Source organism: Serratia sp. LTN-2, from assembly GCF_059740205.1.
Window position 1 is genome coordinate 6,323 of sequence record NZ_JCAXDO010000017.1, and the last position, 16,344, is coordinate 22,666.

Consider the following 16,344-nt stretch of genomic DNA (forward strand, 5'->3'; position numbering starts at 1 on the left):
CAGCATGCTGAAGGCCCTGAGTCCGGGGCAGTAAACCCCTTCTGCATAAAGGCATCCTGTACTGTTCCGGATTGTCGTTTTACCTCAACGAAAAAATACGATCAGCAAAAATTTTTGATGGACAATTTTTCCGAAAGTGCCGGAATGTCCAGGCTGGATAGCATTTTTTGTGCGTCCCCGGGGGGCGTCAGTGGAAGGTTTATCATTGAGGAACGCGAGCTGGACAGAATTACTTAGATGTCCAATCTTGCTTTAATTCCCACTCGCTTCCGGCAGGGATTAGAACTGTTGGCGTTTTTTGGTGTTTGAGTTGAATGAGGTAAGCTCTTGCTTTTATTTCTTGTCTAAGGGATGAGCACACACGCGCACTAAGAAAAATACCACCTCTCTTATCTATATATTCTGTTGAGCCATAATAATCACATCCGTCATTACCTTTGAAAGCCACATTCTGACCAAGACGGTTTATAATGTCATTAATGCTTATCAAACGTAACTCAGTATTTGCGTAGTTAAATGAATCCGCACCCATCGCGGGAAAAGATAAAATAATAATCAAACATAAAACCTTTGTGATTTTCCTCACGATATTCCTTATAGACTTATGAACTATGTAGTGCGGCGACATAGCAAGTCCTCAATATGGCCTTTCCCCGATTATACCAGTCCAGATCCTGCACAGCCATCAGAACTGGACAGAATACCTTAATGTCCAACGTCGAAGGGATATCGTTATCTCTTTGCATACTTACCGCACAAGGCACTAAGTTTATCTTGTAGGTCTGACTGGGGTTCAGACGAAGCTTCTTGAGCTACAGTGGTCACAGCAGATTCTTGTGCAACAGGAGGCACATACGTTTTCATTGCAGCCTCAAGAGCCTTAAAATCACAACACATATTAACAATGCCCGTTGCAACCCCTTTTGATACTATCTTGTACAATTTCGAGGCTTTTTTCTGTAGTTCATCTTGGCTTTTACGTAGGAATTGCTGCTGCATATTTAAAAGATTTTGATACCTAGCGTCTAGGGTCGATAGATCTAATAGTTCAACCTCGGAACTTAAGATCGGAACCATGTTGTTTACCTGAACCATACCAAGCTTGTTTTCCTCATTTCCTAATTCATGCATTTTGAAAATAAGTGGGGAGCTATTTGGGATTTTATCTTGTTTTTCCTTGTAGGACGTTAACGGAGCTAGGAACTCCACACCATTAACCTCAAGGACAACACCAATATATGGCCTCGTGCCTTTATTTTTATAAACATGCTGGTCACATGCGACCAAATGATTGATGTATGAATCAGCAATAACATAAAATTTCACTGCATAACCCCTTTATAGCAAAAAGCCCCGCATGAGCGAGGCTTTTTAATTTTTTTAACTTCGCACTTAACGGTAGCGACTCTCCGATTGTTTTAACTTCGCACTTAACGGTAGCGACTCTCCGATTTTTTTAACTTCACACTTAACGGTAGTGACTCACCTTTTGTACACATTATAAGTTTCCTACCAGGTAAGTCAACTAGCTTTAGAAGTCTGGAATTGGATATCGCCGTCAAAATCAGGCTGTGGCGGCGCAGTAGCGCGTGCAATTGTCGATGCCGGGGGCAGAGGCGGTGGCGATCCTTAAAGGTCGGCGCTGAATGGCCGATAGGTGAAACAGGCAGGCCGGTCAAATGACCGGCCTATTTTTTCCCTGGTGTTTTCTGGCGTACTGCATGGTTGGTGTCTCAGATGTTTAGTAACTCTAAACAAATTTGATGTTAAGTGATGCTAAACATGTCGTCAATCCTTTATCTGACGACAGCCTATGGTTCCTCAACGACTGAAAGCCGCGCGCCGGCGAGCCGGACTCACCCAGGAAAAACTCGGTGTGCTGGCCGGTATCGATGAGTCCACCGCCCGCTCGCGGATCTCCCAGTACGAGAACGGTACTTACACGCCGGCGTTCACGACGATGTGCGCCCTGGCACGCGTGCTCAACGTGCCGGAGTGCTATTTCTATGTGCTGGACGAGGGGTTTGCGGAGAAAGTTTTGGGATTATATGAGTCTGAGATTGCATCATCACATGATGACAGGATTGTATAATCCTATAATTAAATAATTATAGGATTACATGATTATTCATTATCTTTCAGCCAATTAACAATCAACTCTACAGTGATCTCGGTCATTTCCTTATCTTGTTTCAGACAAGCTAGCTTAAATCTCTTATGCAGGTCTTCGTCGATATTCATCTGCAGTTTCTTCGTCAGCCCCTTAGGGGCCTGAATAGCCTGCAGAGCCGGGTTCAGCTGTTTATGTTGTCCCAGTTTCATCTTCATTGGATCAGCTCCAGGATTTCTTTGGTCATTACATCAATTTCTCCTTTCGCCTGGCTGTCTGTCGTGTCATAGACGGTGCCGCCATCCAGCATGGTTCTGATGTATGCCTGCCGCTGGCCTGTCCCGGTTTTCAATGCTGGGATGCCAGTATCGGCAATGGATTCTTTGAGGACTTCCAGCATTTTTGCAGACGACACTTTTTTGGTTATCAGGAACCTGGCTGTTATAGGTTGTAGATTTTGCCTCGCCTCTATAACTGCAATAATTGCGCTGCATGCTGCGAAATCTAGCGGGGAAGGTGTTACCGGGATTAAAACGAGATCGCTAACCATAACTGCAGCCGATGAGATTGCCGAGATTGCCGCGGCGCCATCGATGATGATGAAGTCATAACCTGTGAGCTGTTTCCGAACGGTGTAAACCTCCTTCTCAGAAGACGCTTCCGCCAGGTCAAACTTGCATTTATCTTCCTCATACCAGTTGCCAATACTTGCCTGTGGATCTGTATCGACAACAACTACGCGGAATCCTTGTCTCGCCAGGCAGGTTGCAACGTTGATAGACGTCGTTGTCTTCCCGACCCCCCCTTTACCATTCAAAAATGAAATAACGTTAGTTTTCATACATAACCTCACTGTAGAGCAATCCTGTAATCCTGTAATCCTGTAATCCTTGGCGGATCTCCGATTAGAATCACATAGTTATTTGATTATGTAAATATGTAATCACATGATTTTGTAATCCTGTAATCCTGTAATCCTGTAATCCCGTAATCCTATGATTATTAAATCCTGCCCTCCTGCCCTCCTGCCCTCCTGCCCTCCGCCTCTTCGTCATCTTGTAATCTTGTGATTCTGTAATCCTATGATTTTATGATTCTGTAATCTTTTAAGGCTATGGCCAAGAAACTCTGTGTTGCCGTTGTTTCCATTGCTGCGTCACCCATTAACTCGCCGCGCCTAACATAGCCTCGCCTTAGTCTGCGGCAAGTATTCGCTACCGCCGGCTGCTTTACCCGTTCGCACTCCCTCCACGTTGTTCCAGTCGCTTGCGCATGCGGCTTCAGCAGCCGTACCTGCCTCATCCCTTGCCGGCGTGGCTAGTTCTTGCGCTATGGCGAGAAATGGGTTCTCGCCTCCATAGGGAGACAACACCGTGAACAACCAACTTTCCTTCGATGCTTTGCTGACTACTGAAGCGCCAGTGAAAAATGAATCAAGAACCACGCCCAGTGAAGCCAGGAAACTATTTATCAAAACATTCTCGTGCGTTGCTACTTACCACCGACGCCTCGATGTTTTCCGCGACTTTATTCGGCTGGCTGCTAATGAACTTGACCTGGCACGCGTGCGATCGGAGGAGGGGAGGGAAGAGGCAATGCAGATTTGTAAACGGTATGAGGCTGCTGATTTAGAAAAGATGCAGCATTTGTTCTGTTTCTTGGTCGATGCGTTGGAAGCCGGAATGCATGACCTTTTGGGCGGTGTATTCATGGAACTGGAATTCGGCGCCGCATCAATGGGGCAGTTTTTCACGCCGCTTGAACTTTCGCGCTTGATGGCAAGGCTGACAATCGGAGAACACATTAACGAGCTGAAGCAGCGACCGTTTATTACGTTGGATGAGCCAGCCAGCGGATCGGGAGGAATGGTGATTGCTGCGGCTGAGCACTTGTTAACGCAAGGCTATAATCCTCAGCAGCAGTTGTATATTCGTTGTACGGATATCGATCCGATGGCCGCAGATATGTGTTTTGTACAGCTCGCATTATTGGGGTTACCTGCAACTGTTTATACCGGCAATACCTTATCCATGAGTATGACAAAGGTCCGTCATACGCCGATTTATTACATCAATGGATGGGGTGAGAAACTTCGTCTGGTTGATATCGCAATGAGATTCCGAAAGGTGCTGCAGGCGGTTTAGTTTTAGGGAAGGGGGGCAATCCCCCTTTTTGGCTTTTGGTTTCCGGCGACATTGGGTCGCCAAAAACCAACGTTCAGTCGCTTGCAGCCGGCGAAGCCGGCGCCGCTCTCACTGCCCGGCCGCTTATGCGGCCGTTCGCTAATGCAGCCAGGCTAAAGGCCTGGCTCTTTCTGGTGTATCCCTCAGCTCCGGCATCCGCGCAGAGAGACTGTCCCCGTGACAGACGCTGAGCCGGGGCGCCGCCGGCACAAGGGTACGCGTTGCCGGCGTCCTCACCCGTTCGCACTCCCTTCCTCCCTGCGGTCGTCAGGTCGCTTGCGCTGCGGCCTGCGGCGCCGCCCTTGTACCGTCAGCTGATACCCCGTCTCGGTCTTATTGTCACGGCGCCAGGCTCCCCGCGCCGGCGAAAGCCAAAAGGGGAATACACCAGAAAGAAGTCGAAACGGGAGGGTTTATGACGAAGTTACTGAAAGAGTTTTTGGCCGAGCTGGCCATCAGCCAGAAGGCTAACACGCTGCAGGACGAGCGTACCGAGGACAATTTGGCCCGCATTTCATTGGCTGCAGAGGTTGTTTTGGCTTTCTTAGAGAGAAGTCCGGGTGACGAACGCGACGTAGCGACGATTTTTGTAGATTTAATGGCCGATTTATTCCACTTGGGACACCGCCTGCACATGGCTGGCTTTTATGCCGATTTTCCATTATGGCGGCAGTCTGTATTACTCACCGCCATGGGCCATTTTGACGCTGAAACTACCGAGTTTTCAGAGGAGGTGACAAATCATCCTCATGCGGCCTTCGCACTGCTGTCGTTCCTAAACAGCCGCAAGCAACCTGATCAACACATCAGCGTATCGGCACGCTTACTTGCGAGTGAACTGGTCATGATGAATACCCGCCTTGAATCGTTACCGAAAGCTAATGCACTGGCCGCCGTCATCGCCGAAATCTACAAGTAATCATTCGGGCGGTGAGCATGCCGCCCTATTTAATTAGGGTATCAATATGAATAATAAGATTTATTTTAAGGGTGAAAAAACAATTGAGGTGATCACTCATGCGCGTCAACACGGATGTGATGTGCTGTTGATCAAGGATGAGGGGGTGTATTTGATGGCGGCATCGCATGCCAAAGGAAAGCGATTACTGGCCTATGCGGAAGGGTTGGATCCGACGACCCGTGACAGTAGCGATGTGTTTGATGACGCCTGCCGATTATGTGGCGGCGAAGACTTTATGGAGTGTATCCCGTCGGACGACCCGACCTTTGACCATATGCTGGAGAAACAAGGCCATCTTGAGTTTCTCATTACACAAACCGAGTTCTGTATGACGTCTGTGGGTTAAAAGCAATGCCCGGCTCACATTAATGATTGTGACGCGGTGAGGCAAAACCCCTCTTGATACTCAATATGGGTATCAAGAGGGCCAGCTGGAGCATTCTTCAAAAATAAAGCTACTCAGTTTGATACGTATCAAAATGAGTTGATGCGATAGATTCTCATATTGAGTGTATTAAGTTGCTCATTATGAGTAACTATAGCTTGATACGATCTCTGGTTTACTTATAATGGTACTCAAATTGAGTAACTAAAGGGTTGTGAAATGCATATTTGCTGTGATGATGGTTCTACCAATGTGAAGCTGGCCTGGTATGTGGCGGGGGATTTGCATACGACCCTATCGCCTAATTCTTTCCGTCCAGGATGGAAAGTCGACGGCATCGGCAGCCGTCGCACGTACAACTATTCCGTTGAGGGTTTGAAGTACACCTTTGACGATGTTAGCCAGCAGGCGATCAGCACGACCAATATTGAGTATCAGTACGGTGATACCAATCTGCTCGCGGTTCACCATGCCTTGCTAAACAGTGGCATTGAGCCACAATCGGTTAAGCTGACCGTCACATTGCCAATCAGCGAGTTCTATACCGATGACTGTCAGAAAAACACAGTCAATATTCAGCGAAAAATCGACAACCTGCTTCGACCTGTGACGTTGAATAAGGGAGAAGCTTTTACGGTGACAGCAGTTGAAGTGATGCCTGAATCCCTCCCGGCGGTGTTTTCTCTCTTGGTCCAGGAGAATGTTGGGGCGCTGGAAACGTCGCTGGTTATCGATTTGGGTGGAACAACGCTTGATGCCGGGGTGATCGTCGGCCAATTCGACGATGTGACGGCGATCCACGGCAATCCTACCCTGGGTGTTTCTATAGTGACGCAGGCAGCTCTAACTGCGCTGCGTATGGCGGACAGCGATACGAGCGCCTATGTGGCGGATACGGTGATCCAACGTCGTCACGATCGGGCCTTTTTGTCACAGCTGATTAATGATGCTTCCCGGGTTGATGACGTAATCGCCGCGATAGAGCACGGCATCACCCGGCTTGGCGATCGTGTGGTTAACGAACTGGCGCGATTCCGCCACGTTAACCGGGTTTGGCTGGTAGGTGGGGGCGCTCCGCTGATAGAATCCGCAGTCAGAAAAGCCTGGAAACTGCCGGCGGAACGTATAACGTTGGTCGAAAACCCGCAAATGGCGCTGGCGAGCGAAATGGCATTGTATAAACAAGAGGGATAACCGTGAGCGAAAACAGCAGTGATACCCGCCGAAAATTTACCAGCTATTTGCAGCTGGACTGCGAAGCAGATCGCCAGGCTCTGAATGTGGTTGAATCCATTTCGCAGCGAGTACGCGGGGATTTTCTGCGTAATGCCATCATCACAACGGCGGCATTACATCAGCTCGATTCACGATTACCTGTTTTGTTGGCCACGATGTACAACGGCCAGTTGACCAGTGAGCAACTGGTCAACCTGGTCAGTCAAACAACCGGCTGGAAACCCGAAATGGCCGCGATCCGCGACGTGGTTATGGCGTTGTCCGGTGATAATTGTCGATTGGTGGATCCGGTTGAACCTGTACAACAGCGTAACGAATCGGGGCCCCTGGATGAGGTTCGCAAGAAATTGGATAAATTGCTCTAAGGGGCAATTATTGCCGGTTTATCTGCTTTTTTGTCTCATTTAGGGTGCAAAAATTGCCTGTTTTTTTAAGGGGGGCAATGCATGGATGTTTTTGAGTTGAGATTATGGCGCGCCGGCCAATACTTTTCGCTGTCTGAGGTGCGTTCGCTACGCCTTGGAAGCCATTGGCGGCAAGAGGATGCCGCCAATGCTCTGGGGGTGTCAGAACGGACTTATCGGACCTATGAAAATAGTGGCGTGTCCCGAACAGCTCGCCTGGGGATCCAGACACTGATGCTGGTCCGCTTGTTTCCCGATTTGCGTCGAATGGAGCAACCGCAAATCGTTTTGCAACTGCAGGCGCTAACGCGCCATGATCAGACAACACCCCAGTCCAGGGGCGTGGTATCGCATATTATGCCTTCTGCAGGTATGAAGGCATGGCGAGGGGCGCTGGGTTGGACGCAAAAGCAGACCGCGGATTACCTTGGGGTTTCGCTTCGGACCGTCAAGAACTATGAGCAAGGGGTTTTGCCGCGTCGACTTATGTTGGCCGCACAGGCTGTTACGCTGGTAACGTTATTGCCGGTCTGGGCAACCTATCCGTCAGCCAGGTTACTGCAGGTTCTGGAGCAACTGGTTAATATTGAAGTGAAATAACACCCTGTTTATGGTGGCCAATTCTGGCCACTCAAAGGATCCCCGGCCTTGCCGGGGCCCCATCTTTGACTTCAACTTCTGCGGTTTGCATTTTTCCGCCCTACGGGCGGGGATCTAAATGGTATGTCGTCGCCTGGGCTTACGCCGTAGCCCGAACGTAGCCGTGCCGCTGCGCATGCAAGGGTACGCGTTGCCCATATCCTCACCCGTTCGCACTCACTCTCTCCCTGCTGTCGCTCGTTCGCTTGCGCATGCGGCTTGCGGTATGGCCCCTGCATTCTTCGCTTTCCGCACGTCTGTGTTTTGGCTACGGCGCAAGCCGATATCCGACAACCTGACTGGAGAAGAATTATGCCGAATTGGTGTGCAAACCGCCTTATCGTGACTGGGACGCCTGATCAACTTACCGCTGTGGCTGAATTTTCACGTAGCGAAGGAAGTGACAGTTTTTTCAGCGATGTTGATGTTGCATTTGTGGAGCTCGACGGTGAAATACAGCTGGATTTTCATACCCGGTGGGCTCCCCCTGAAGGTTCCGAGATCCGTAATCTGAGTAAGCGTTTCTCCTGCCATATTTGCCACACGTTTTGCGAGGAGGGGGAGGGTTTTTGCGGCTATCACGTCTATTCAAATGGCGAATACATAGATAGTGCCAGCGACGATATTGAATGGTCAGATTATTTGGACGAATACGGATATGCCGAGCTTGTAGGCCCGGAGTATGTCTTGGGCAATGTACCAGATTACGGTGGTTAACGAATTTATTGCGCTCCTGTCGGGGCGCTTAACTGAATAATACGGAATATTAGGATGTTTGAAAAAATGACTATCGCAGGGCTTATTGCCAGGCTAAACCGTTATCCCAATGATGCGCTGTGCGTGGCCAGTTTTTGGCTGGATGATGATTTTCTCGCGTTGGATGCAACGTTGACAGCTGATGATATTGAGCTGGCGATGGAGGTTGTCCATGACAATCATGATGCAAATATTGGCATCAACTGGGATGTGCTGCAGAGCGCGATTGATATTGTAAAAGTTCAAAAATGATAGCTTGCAGCCGGTCTACGACCGGCGCCGCATCCACTGGCCGCCATGGGCGGCCGTTAAGGAAAGCCGTTGTCAACGGCTTCATAGTGCACTTTTCCAGGCTTCTTGTGCCGCGGTGTTCACTTTTGCTGTGACGGACGCTGCCCCGTTCCGGTACGACAACAAGGGAAAGCTGACGCCCGCTGTCCTCACCCGTTCGCACTCCCTGCGGTCGTTTGCGCTGCGGCTTCCGACATCGCCCTTGCTGTCGTCCCTAATGGAACGTGGCGGTCTCGTGTCACAGCAACGTGCTCCCCGCTCTGTGCAAGAGCGAGAAAAAGGGCACCATAAGTGAAGCCGGAGAACGAAGTATGAATACTGCAGTAAACGCCGCCCAGTCAGTAACAGAGGTGAGCAGAATTGAAATTACCGATCCGCGTCGCCGTTTGGCTTTTGTACCTCAATTATTCGCCACGCCGGTAGGTGAACGCTTGGCTATCAACTTTTTAAGCAGGCACAGCAATTACGATGGGGGAATGTGGAATTTTTATGAGGTTCCTATCGGGCTCACCGGCCGAGTCGGGCCATGGGCTGACATGATGATTAACCACCCAACCGGTTACATCGCGCCAGCGGAAGGTGTTTATCGTTTAACTATTCCGGGTAATTACTTCGATGCTGAAGTGTCGGCGGACGCTGCCGGGATCATCGCAACGCTTTTTGTTTTGAATCACCTTTGCTGGAAAGCTTCAGAACTGGGGAAAGATTATGCTCTGACCTGTCAACGATTAATCGAGCGCCAAGATGCGCTTAAAGACTACATCAGTATCATTCAACACCCTGAAAAGTCGCTGATATTCCAAGCGATTGATTAATAATTTATCCGGGCAGTTCGCCCGGTTATCTCCTCCACGAGTGATGTATCGGTGCCGCGCGCGTTTGGTTTTTAGCGACGTTGAGTCGCCAAAAACCAACGTTCGGTCGCTTGCAGCCGGCGATGCCGGCGCCGCTCTCACTGCCCGGCCGCTAAGGCGGCCGTTCGCTAAGGCAGCCAGGCTAAAGGCCTGGCACTTTCTGGTGTATCCCCTCAGGCCCGGCATCCGCGCAGAGAGACTGTCCCCGTGACAGACGCTGAGCCGGGGCGCCGCCGGCACAAGGGTACGCGTTGCCGGCGTCCTCACCCGTTCGCACTCCCTTCCTCCCTGCGGTCGTCAGGTCGCTTGCGCTGCGGCCTGCGGCGCCGCCCTTGTACCGTCAGCTGATACCCCGTCTCGGTCTTGTTGTCACGGCGCCAGGCTCCCCGCGCCGGCAAAAGCCAAAAGGGGAATACACCAGAAAGAAGCCGGATTGGCTGACCGCTGGCTGAAATTCATTACTGATGGAGGAATTAACCATGCCAAAGACCATGACAAAACCAAAAACCAACAAAGCAGAGCCACAGAAAACCGCGGCGGCGAAGTTTGTTGCTGATGCGCTTGCAAATGCCACAGTTGAGATTCTGACGCTCAAACAATTGGTGGATACAAAGCTCAATGCCCGTAAAACAGCTCGCACCCAAGGACACATTGAAGGGATAGCCAACAGCATTGAAGGAACTGGCTTACTGCAAAACTTAGTCGTGTACCGTATGGCCAACGGGTTTTACGGGGTTGCAGCGGGCGAAACGCGTCGGTTAGCACTCAATCTATTGATGGAACAGGGTCGATCTGCAGCAGGTGTACCAGTTACACCGGACTTCCCGGTCTTCGTCAAAGTTGTAGATGAAGACAAAGCGCGCGCGATTTCTTATGCAGAAAACGGACAGCGCTCAAACCTGACACCTGCAGATCAGCTGGAAAACTTCCGTGATATGGCGAAAGACGGGACGTCTGTCGAACAAATTGCTGCCATTCTCGGTTACCGCACTGTGCATGTCAGAAAATGCCTCAAATTGACAACGGTTGCGCCATCGCTGCAAGAGTTATTGAAAACCGACCAGATTACCCTTGATCAACTCGCGGCTTTGGGAGCGAGTGATGATCACCAACGCCAGATTCAGGCGTGGGAAAATGGCCGTTACTACGAGCATCTTCGAAAACCAAAGGCGTTGCGAGACGCTGTGCTCAATGGCGAAATCTCAGCAGTAGGGAGCGAGCTGGTCGATTTTGTTGGTTTAGATGTTTACCAATCAGCGGGCGGAGAAATTCGTGAAGACCTTTTCGGTGAAAGCGTCATCCTGACCAATCCATTGCAGCTGGAATCTATGGCGATCGCCAAACTGCAGGAAGCTGCTGATGCGATCGTGAAAAAAGAAGGTTGGGCATGGGGGATAGGTCGTTGCCGCGAAGCGCGACGTTATACCGACGATGAGAAGACTTTCGAGATCCCTTGCGTAACCACGAGGCTGACCAGCGGGCAGCAGACTGAAATGGATCAGCTGATCGCCGAGCAAAAATCGCTGGATGATATGCTCGACGCGATTGGTCTTGATGCAGACGAAGAATGGGAACATGCGCCACGCCTTGAGCAGATTGAGGCGCGTATCAACGAAATAAACGCAGCTGCAGAACTCAACAATTGGCCGTTAGAAGTTCGTGCGACGGCGGGCATAATCGCTTACCTGAAAGATGGTCAGATCCAAATCCAACGCGGCTTGATGAAAGTAGAAGATATCAAGCAACAAGAAAAAGCCAACCGCGAAGAAATCAAGAAGAACACCCCGGCATCAGAAAAAGGGCTTTCCCAAGTTTTGGTGGCAAGTTTGTCCGCCGAACGTACTTTGGCAGTATCTGCGGCGCTGGCGCAGACTCCTGACGTAGCTATTGTACTTCTCACTTACTCGCTGACGCGTCGGGTATTCGGCACTGGCTATTTCTATGAGATGAACACCTCCATAGATAGCGTGCGCAGCGGCTGCCTGAGCCAATCAGCTGATGCAGGCAGCGCGAATGGCCTAGCCAATCAGAAACTTAATGATCTGCACGATAGTTGGTTGAGCAAGTTCCCTGATAATTGGGTGGAAAGCTTTGAGTGGTTGTTGGCATGGCAACAGCGCGATGTTCTGGGACTGTTAGCCTATTGTGTTTCCCACGGACTCGATGGGAGAGATAGCCAGTTGAACGATAAGCGAGTTGGCACAAGGTTGGACTCTGTAGAAAAAGCCCTTGGCTTCCAGATTGGTGACTGGTGGAAACCGACTGCCGAAAATTTCTTCTCGCGAATCGCTAAAGACCAGATCGTTGACGCTCTCAATAGCGCCGGTGAAAGCGGTAAGGCCAAAGACGCCGAGGGTATGAAACGCAAAGATGCCGCCGAGTTCGCCGCAGCGGTGCTGGGCGAAACCGATTGGTTGCCGAGCTGCATGGCACCGCAGTCGCAGGCCGAACCGGAAAACAGGGGGAGTGACGCTGCCAACTCCGATACTAATGATACTGACGCTGACGACTGCGCTGCCGCCTAACTGACAAAGGAGCTGCCGCCTTCGGGCGGCAGAACAAACATCATGAAAAACCAAGATTTGAACCTTGCGCAGTTAGCCGTGATGAGTGCCTTTGAACTGGAGCAGTATCGCGACCGGGGTAGGGAAGCGCGTTGTCAGCTGAACAACGTTGTTCTCGGCCAACTGGGGCTGCGAATGGGAGGGCTGTGCGTATGATCCCGAACAGTCACGCGCTGGTGCCGGTCAATGAATATCAGCATGCCGCCGTCCATGCTGTAGCGTTGGTCGAAAGTAAAAGAAAGAGGGGAAAGCGGCTCGCTGAATTCCCATATGCCAAAGAATTTTTCAAGGTATTGAACAACGGGCGGAGGCAGGTTCTATCAAACGACATTCGCCTGATTTCGTCCAACTATTTTCCTGATGAGCGGGGTGGAGCATCCATCGCACAGTATATTGCGGCACTGGACAGGCTGATCGAAAGCGAAGGCCAATACAGCCCACTGCCGCTGGCTGGTGATGTCGCTGCTAAGCTGTTCCCGGCTTACGGCGTTCTTTGCCGCGAGCGGCGAGAGCGGCAGCGGGATATGCAGTATGAGCGTGATGAGCGTAGACGTTCTCGGGAAAAACAGCACAAGCGCCGCCGTTACAAGAACCAACTTGCGCAGGCGGAAGTCGAGCTGGCGTTTTCAACGCCGAGCACTGTTGGGGGGTGGTATTCGCGTTGGAGCAAGCAGGACATAATCGAAGACGATCTGGTCGAAAGCGTTCTGACATGGATAGAACGATTCCCCTGTATGGCTGGCAAAGGGCTGCAGCATTACAAGAGCGATGCATTGTGGAGCCTGATGGATCGCTTGACGCGAGCTGAAGCCGAGTTCTCTGAGACAGAACGAGTATTTAACACTTTGCTCATCCCGAATAAGCTAAGGCTAGCCGCAGGTACTACGGTTTCCGATGCGGAATTGAGCCAGTCTTAAAAGAGGTATAACACGAAAAGGCGCCGTTCGGCGCCTTTTGTTGTTTACTGCTCTGGCTGACTTTTTACTCTTGAGCCAGCATCCGAGTGACTTACGTTGAAGATTATGGGGGCAATTGATGTGCTTGCTGGCCTGTTATGGATTTTTCCCTATGGAATAAGGAGCTTCCTCCGGTGGCCGGTCGCGCGCGACCGGCCATCAGCCCTACTCGACTAGCAGTCCGCATACGGCCAGCAAGTCTCGCCGAACCCCTGCGGGTTTCGGGCCAGTCGGCTAGGGTCTGAAAGCCAACATCACGGTCAACAACCTGCGCTTGCAGCCGGCGATGCCGGCGCCGCTTTCACTGTTCGCCCCCAGGGCGGCGATCGCTAAGGGCGACCCGACGTACCGCCGTGTCGAGGGGGTTCATCCTCATAAGTTCCCTGTGTCCATCACTCAACGAGTTTTTGCGAAGGGCTATTCGTAGCGCCATTCCGTTCAAAAAACAAGGTTCTGGCAAGCCACGCCGCAGGCGGCGCCCTTGTTTTTCTCCGGGCCTGTCTCAACTCGGCCCTATGCCGCAAAGAACTCGCTGAGAGATGGAATCACAAGAGGAGTAGACCAGAATGAACCCCTATAACGTCAACGTCAAAACCGCCGCTGCAGAATCTGCCGAGAGATGTGAAAAGGCGAAATGGTGCGAATCAGAAACCCCTGAGCCGTGGGAAAAGCCCGGCGTGCAATATCCTGCTGCCGTGCGAGCGTTGGAAATGGAGTTTATTTACTTAGACGACCTGAATGACCTGTATGCGCAAAGCAGCACCTCACCTGACGAGCTGGAGCAGGCTCTCTATGTGATTTTCGGCCGAATGACAGAGCTTGTCCAAAGCTGCGGTGCTGATTATAAGCAGCCTGACAAGCCGAGGGTTTCATACGAGATGGCCAAATACTGGATCAGGGGGCAACGGGTAGCGCAGCAATGCTTCGGGGAAATCGGTCAGCGCGCCTGGGAGCATGCACGTTACAGACTGGCGTTCGAGTTGGCGGTGGAGTATTCGTACAACTGACCTGCTGGACGATATTGTATCAAAAAGACCTGTTAATAGGTCTTTTTGGTGGTATAATAAGACCTGTTAAGCGGTCTTATTAAGTCGAGGATACCATGCCAAATATCATTCTGAGTGACACAAGCGCGAGCATCAGCGAGCTGAAGAAAAACCCTATGGAAACCGTTGGCGCCGGCGCCGGTTTTCCGGTGGCCATACTGAACCGCAATAAGCCAGAATTTTATTGCGTGCCGGCGGCGCTCTACGAGCAAATGCTCGATGCCCTCGATGATCAGGAGCTGGTCAAATTAGTTAATGAGCGCCGCAGCGAGGTACTGGTTGACTTCGATCTGGATCAGTTCGCATGACGTATACGGTCAAATTTCGTGAGTCGGCTCTGAAAGAGTGGGGCAAGCTCGACAAGGCGCTGCAGCAGCAGTTCGCCAAAAAGCTGAAAAAATGCTGCGAGAACCCGCATATACCCTCGGCAAAACTACGGGGGATGCCGGGGTGTTACAAAATCAAGCTGCGCGCCTCGGGTTTTCGTCTGGTTTATGAAGTGATCGACGATTGCCTGATTATCGCGGTGGTTGCCGTCGGAAAACGTGAGCGCGGCGATGTGTACCAATTGGCCAGCGAACGTCTGAAATGAAACAGGGCGCAGGCCGAAGGCTTGCGATAAATATAAAAGTCATTGGAATATAAGGATTTATTTGAATGATAGTCGTAAAACCGATCTCGAGCAAAGAACCAGACCTGTTGGTAGGAAATGAACACAAAACACTCATAATCAAGGATTTATCCGGCGTTGTACTGGCAAGCTTCAAGCCTGATGGCGCTGGCTGGACGCATGACCAATTGCTGGCCATTGATATCCACAGCATGGCGCCAGAGGGATGGGATGCCTACCTGGCTGATGATTGGATAGGCAGTTCAGAAATATAAACTTGCAACAAGTCGCTCTCGGAACACCTTTCTTGTAACTCTTGTGAGCTTCCTCCGGTGGCTGGCCGCACACGTCCAGCCATCAGCCCAACTCGACTAGCCGCCCGCCTGCGGTCGCCAAGTCTCGCCGAACCCGCGTTGCGGTTTCGGGCCAGTCGGCTATGGTCTGAAAGCCAACTGCAAGATCAAAGACTAGCGCTTGCAGCCGGCGATGCCGGCGCCGCTCTCACTGCCCGGCCGCTAAGGCGGCCGTTCGCTAAGGCAGCCAGGCTAAAGGCCTGGCACTTTCTGGTGTATCCCCTCAGGCCCGGCATCCGCGCAGAGAGACTGTCCCCGTGACAGACGCTGAGCCGGGGCGCCGCCGGCACAAGGGTACGCGTTGCCGGCGTCCTCACCCGTTCGCACTCCCTTCCTCCCTGCGGTCGTCAGGTCGCTTGCGCTGCGGCCTGCGGCGCCGCCCTTGTACCGTCAGCTGATACCCCGTCTCGGTCTTGTTGTCACGGCGCCAGGCTCCCCGCGCCGGCAAAAGCCAAAAGGGGAATACACCAGAAAGAAGCCGTTGCGGCTTCTGAGTTACTGACTAACGGGAGTGGTTATGTCAACGATCGAGCAACAGCAGCAACAACAAATGGTTTTTTATATTCCGGGAACAACGTGGCCACTGGATGTCGCAATCTGGCTGGAAGATCGCTTTGTCACGTCGTCAGGCAAAATGCTTGAACAGCTACAGCAGCGTAATCCTGCATGTATTCTGGTGTCGTATGAAGAAGCGAAGCGCGGTATGTATGAGGCCGCAAGTCTGCCTGTCCGTCGTATCAGCAAAGATGAGTACATGGACAAGTTGGAGATGTTGCCGCCGCTCGATTGGAAGTATTTTGATGGCCACGAATCTTTCAAGATGATGGAAATGTATTGCGGGAATATTACCGATATTTTCGCCCAACTTGGCAATAGTTATTTTGCGATGCGCGATCATGTTTCGTTACCACATGCTGAGATTATGCAGCGTGTGCGTACATTTATCGATGCCGAGTCAGCGGCCGTAGCAGCCTGAATAGTTTCCCTCGGTGTTGG

Annotated in this window: 23 protein-coding genes; 19 read left to right on the forward strand and 4 right to left on the reverse strand. The window is 51.3% G+C overall.

Annotation, left to right across the window (positions count from 1 at the left end; genetic code table 11):
- The coding region (locus tag AC6BYQ_RS23130; protein ID WP_498057583.1) for a hypothetical protein at window positions 1-237 on the forward strand (237 nt) is incomplete at its 5' end.
- On the opposite strand, the gene AC6BYQ_RS23135 is transcribed toward AC6BYQ_RS23130, so the two are convergent.
- Both AC6BYQ_RS23135 and AC6BYQ_RS23140 read right to left on the reverse strand, forming a co-directional pair.
- Window positions 230-586, reverse strand: coding sequence for a hypothetical protein (locus tag AC6BYQ_RS23135; RefSeq protein WP_306686668.1), 357 nt, complete (start codon window positions 584-586; stop codon window positions 230-232). The genes AC6BYQ_RS23130 and AC6BYQ_RS23135 overlap by 8 nt on opposite strands.
- Before the next feature lie 146 nt (window positions 587-732).
- A complete protein-coding gene (locus AC6BYQ_RS23140; protein ID WP_306686669.1) occupies window positions 733-1,326 on the reverse strand; it encodes a type III toxin-antitoxin system ToxN/AbiQ family toxin in 594 nt (197 codons plus the stop codon).
- A gap of 487 nt (window positions 1,327-1,813) precedes the next feature.
- On the opposite strand from AC6BYQ_RS23140, the gene AC6BYQ_RS23145 reads away from it, so the two are divergent.
- Window positions 1,814-2,092 (forward strand): helix-turn-helix transcriptional regulator, encoded by a 279-nt coding sequence (locus AC6BYQ_RS23145; protein ID WP_306686671.1) that lies wholly within the window; start codon window positions 1,814-1,816, stop codon window positions 2,090-2,092.
- 32 nt (window positions 2,093-2,124) lie between these two features.
- On the opposite strand, the gene AC6BYQ_RS23150 is transcribed toward AC6BYQ_RS23145, so the two are convergent.
- Window positions 2,125-2,328, reverse strand: coding sequence for a plasmid partition protein ParG (locus tag AC6BYQ_RS23150; RefSeq protein WP_306686672.1), 204 nt, complete (start codon window positions 2,326-2,328; stop codon window positions 2,125-2,127).
- Complete coding sequence (gene parA, locus AC6BYQ_RS23155) at window positions 2,325-2,951, reverse strand: ParA family partition ATPase (RefSeq protein ID WP_128885023.1); 627 nt, start codon at window positions 2,949-2,951, stop codon at window positions 2,325-2,327. The genes AC6BYQ_RS23150 and parA overlap by 4 nt, the downstream gene beginning before the upstream one ends.
- A 532-nt stretch (window positions 2,952-3,483) precedes the next feature.
- On the opposite strand from parA, the gene AC6BYQ_RS23160 reads away from it, so the two are divergent.
- The 17 genes from AC6BYQ_RS23160 to AC6BYQ_RS23240 all read left to right on the forward strand — a co-directional run bounded on the left by AC6BYQ_RS23160 (window position 3,484) and on the right by AC6BYQ_RS23240 (window position 16,324).
- Window positions 3,484-4,254 carry an N-6 DNA methylase gene (locus AC6BYQ_RS23160; RefSeq protein WP_306686673.1) on the forward strand — a complete coding sequence of 257 codons (771 nt, stop codon included), beginning with the start codon at window positions 3,484-3,486 and terminating at the stop codon, window positions 4,252-4,254.
- Between the two features lie 454 nt (window positions 4,255-4,708).
- Complete coding sequence (locus AC6BYQ_RS23165) at window positions 4,709-5,212, forward strand: hypothetical protein (protein WP_171404388.1); 504 nt, start codon at window positions 4,709-4,711, stop codon at window positions 5,210-5,212.
- Window positions 5,213-5,258: 46 nt separating this feature from the next.
- Window positions 5,259-5,600: a DUF3085 domain-containing protein gene (locus AC6BYQ_RS23170; RefSeq protein ID WP_306686674.1), complete on the forward strand. Its 342-nt coding sequence runs from the start codon at window positions 5,259-5,261 to the stop codon at window positions 5,598-5,600.
- Between the two features lie 258 nt (window positions 5,601-5,858).
- On the forward strand, window positions 5,859-6,833 hold the full coding sequence (gene parM / locus AC6BYQ_RS23175; RefSeq protein ID WP_129993888.1) for a plasmid segregation protein ParM domain-containing protein: 975 nt from the start codon (window positions 5,859-5,861) through the stop codon (window positions 6,831-6,833).
- A gap of 2 nt (window positions 6,834-6,835) precedes the next feature.
- On the forward strand, window positions 6,836-7,240 hold the full coding sequence (locus AC6BYQ_RS23180) for a plasmid partitioning/stability family protein (protein ID WP_129993887.1): 405 nt from the start codon (window positions 6,836-6,838) through the stop codon (window positions 7,238-7,240).
- Between the two features lie 81 nt (window positions 7,241-7,321).
- Entirely contained in the window at window positions 7,322-7,879 is a 558-nt protein-coding gene (locus tag AC6BYQ_RS23185) for a helix-turn-helix domain-containing protein (RefSeq protein ID WP_216606211.1), read from the forward strand.
- Window positions 7,880-8,230: 351 nt separating this feature from the next.
- Window positions 8,231-8,635 carry a DUF1281 family ferredoxin-like fold protein gene (locus tag AC6BYQ_RS23190; protein WP_171404384.1) on the forward strand — a complete coding sequence of 135 codons (405 nt, stop codon included), beginning with the start codon at window positions 8,231-8,233 and terminating at the stop codon, window positions 8,633-8,635.
- Between the two features lie 54 nt (window positions 8,636-8,689).
- Window positions 8,690-8,926, forward strand: coding sequence for a hypothetical protein (locus AC6BYQ_RS23195; RefSeq protein WP_306686675.1), 237 nt, complete (start codon window positions 8,690-8,692; stop codon window positions 8,924-8,926).
- Window positions 8,927-9,276: 350 nt separating this feature from the next.
- Window positions 9,277-9,780, forward strand: a complete 504-nt coding sequence (locus AC6BYQ_RS23200) for an antirestriction protein (protein ID WP_306686610.1) — start codon at window positions 9,277-9,279, stop codon at window positions 9,778-9,780.
- A gap of 518 nt (window positions 9,781-10,298) precedes the next feature.
- Complete coding sequence (locus tag AC6BYQ_RS23205) at window positions 10,299-12,344, forward strand: ParB/RepB/Spo0J family partition protein (protein WP_306686611.1); 2,046 nt, start codon at window positions 10,299-10,301, stop codon at window positions 12,342-12,344.
- 42 nt (window positions 12,345-12,386) lie between these two features.
- Complete coding sequence (locus tag AC6BYQ_RS23210) at window positions 12,387-12,539, forward strand: conjugation system SOS inhibitor PsiB family protein (RefSeq protein WP_306686612.1); 153 nt, start codon at window positions 12,387-12,389, stop codon at window positions 12,537-12,539.
- On the forward strand, window positions 12,536-13,300 hold the full coding sequence (locus AC6BYQ_RS23215) for a plasmid SOS inhibition protein A (protein WP_306686613.1): 765 nt from the start codon (window positions 12,536-12,538) through the stop codon (window positions 13,298-13,300). The genes AC6BYQ_RS23210 and AC6BYQ_RS23215 overlap by 4 nt, the downstream gene beginning before the upstream one ends.
- 605 nt (window positions 13,301-13,905) lie before the next feature.
- Window positions 13,906-14,346, forward strand: a complete 441-nt coding sequence (locus AC6BYQ_RS23220; RefSeq protein WP_306686614.1) for a dehydrogenase — start codon at window positions 13,906-13,908, stop codon at window positions 14,344-14,346.
- Between the two features lie 95 nt (window positions 14,347-14,441).
- A complete protein-coding gene (locus AC6BYQ_RS23225; RefSeq protein ID WP_129993886.1) occupies window positions 14,442-14,693 on the forward strand; it encodes a type II toxin-antitoxin system Phd/YefM family antitoxin in 252 nt (83 codons plus the stop codon).
- Window positions 14,690-14,977, forward strand: a complete 288-nt coding sequence (locus tag AC6BYQ_RS23230; protein WP_004929861.1) for a type II toxin-antitoxin system RelE family toxin — start codon at window positions 14,690-14,692, stop codon at window positions 14,975-14,977. The genes AC6BYQ_RS23225 and AC6BYQ_RS23230 overlap by 4 nt, the downstream gene beginning before the upstream one ends.
- A 65-nt stretch (window positions 14,978-15,042) precedes the next feature.
- Complete coding sequence (locus AC6BYQ_RS23235; RefSeq protein ID WP_306686615.1) at window positions 15,043-15,270, forward strand: hypothetical protein; 228 nt, start codon at window positions 15,043-15,045, stop codon at window positions 15,268-15,270.
- 595 nt (window positions 15,271-15,865) lie between these two features.
- Window positions 15,866-16,324 carry a hypothetical protein gene (locus AC6BYQ_RS23240; protein WP_498057584.1) on the forward strand — a complete coding sequence of 153 codons (459 nt, stop codon included), beginning with the start codon at window positions 15,866-15,868 and terminating at the stop codon, window positions 16,322-16,324.
- Window positions 16,325-16,344: the final 20 nt, after the last annotated feature.

Bases quoted from the DNA above. Each gene is read 5' to 3' on its own strand.
- AC6BYQ_RS23230 (WP_004929861.1), top strand. From the start codon at position 14,690: ATGACGTATACGGTCAAATTTCGTGAGTCGGCTCTGAAAGAGTGGGGC.
- AC6BYQ_RS23190 (WP_171404384.1), top strand. From the start codon at position 8,231: ATGCCGAATTGGTGTGCAAACCGCCTTATCGTGACTGGGACGCCTGAT.
- AC6BYQ_RS23170 (WP_306686674.1), top strand. From the start codon at position 5,259: ATGAATAATAAGATTTATTTTAAGGGTGAAAAAACAATTGAGGTGATC.
- AC6BYQ_RS23165 (WP_171404388.1), top strand. From the start codon at position 4,709: ATGACGAAGTTACTGAAAGAGTTTTTGGCCGAGCTGGCCATCAGCCAG.
- AC6BYQ_RS23185 (WP_216606211.1), top strand. From the start codon at position 7,322: ATGGATGTTTTTGAGTTGAGATTATGGCGCGCCGGCCAATACTTTTCG.
- AC6BYQ_RS23205 (WP_306686611.1), top strand. From the start codon at position 10,299: ATGCCAAAGACCATGACAAAACCAAAAACCAACAAAGCAGAGCCACAG.
- AC6BYQ_RS23215 (WP_306686613.1), top strand. From the start codon at position 12,536: ATGATCCCGAACAGTCACGCGCTGGTGCCGGTCAATGAATATCAGCAT.
- parM (WP_129993888.1), top strand. From the start codon at position 5,859: ATGCATATTTGCTGTGATGATGGTTCTACCAATGTGAAGCTGGCCTGG.
- AC6BYQ_RS23225 (WP_129993886.1), top strand. From the start codon at position 14,442: ATGCCAAATATCATTCTGAGTGACACAAGCGCGAGCATCAGCGAGCTG.
- AC6BYQ_RS23210 (WP_306686612.1), top strand. From the start codon at position 12,387: ATGAAAAACCAAGATTTGAACCTTGCGCAGTTAGCCGTGATGAGTGCC.
- AC6BYQ_RS23235 (WP_306686615.1), top strand. From the start codon at position 15,043: ATGATAGTCGTAAAACCGATCTCGAGCAAAGAACCAGACCTGTTGGTA.
- AC6BYQ_RS23240 (WP_498057584.1), top strand. From the start codon at position 15,866: ATGTCAACGATCGAGCAACAGCAGCAACAACAAATGGTTTTTTATATT.
- AC6BYQ_RS23150 (WP_306686672.1), bottom strand. From the start codon at position 2,328: ATGAAGATGAAACTGGGACAACATAAACAGCTGAACCCGGCTCTGCAG.
- AC6BYQ_RS23220 (WP_306686614.1), top strand. From the start codon at position 13,906: ATGAACCCCTATAACGTCAACGTCAAAACCGCCGCTGCAGAATCTGCC.
- AC6BYQ_RS23145 (WP_306686671.1), top strand. From the start codon at position 1,814: ATGGTTCCTCAACGACTGAAAGCCGCGCGCCGGCGAGCCGGACTCACC.
- AC6BYQ_RS23200 (WP_306686610.1), top strand. From the start codon at position 9,277: ATGAATACTGCAGTAAACGCCGCCCAGTCAGTAACAGAGGTGAGCAGA.
- AC6BYQ_RS23195 (WP_306686675.1), top strand. From the start codon at position 8,690: ATGTTTGAAAAAATGACTATCGCAGGGCTTATTGCCAGGCTAAACCGT.
- parA (WP_128885023.1), bottom strand. From the start codon at position 2,951: ATGAAAACTAACGTTATTTCATTTTTGAATGGTAAAGGGGGGGTCGGG.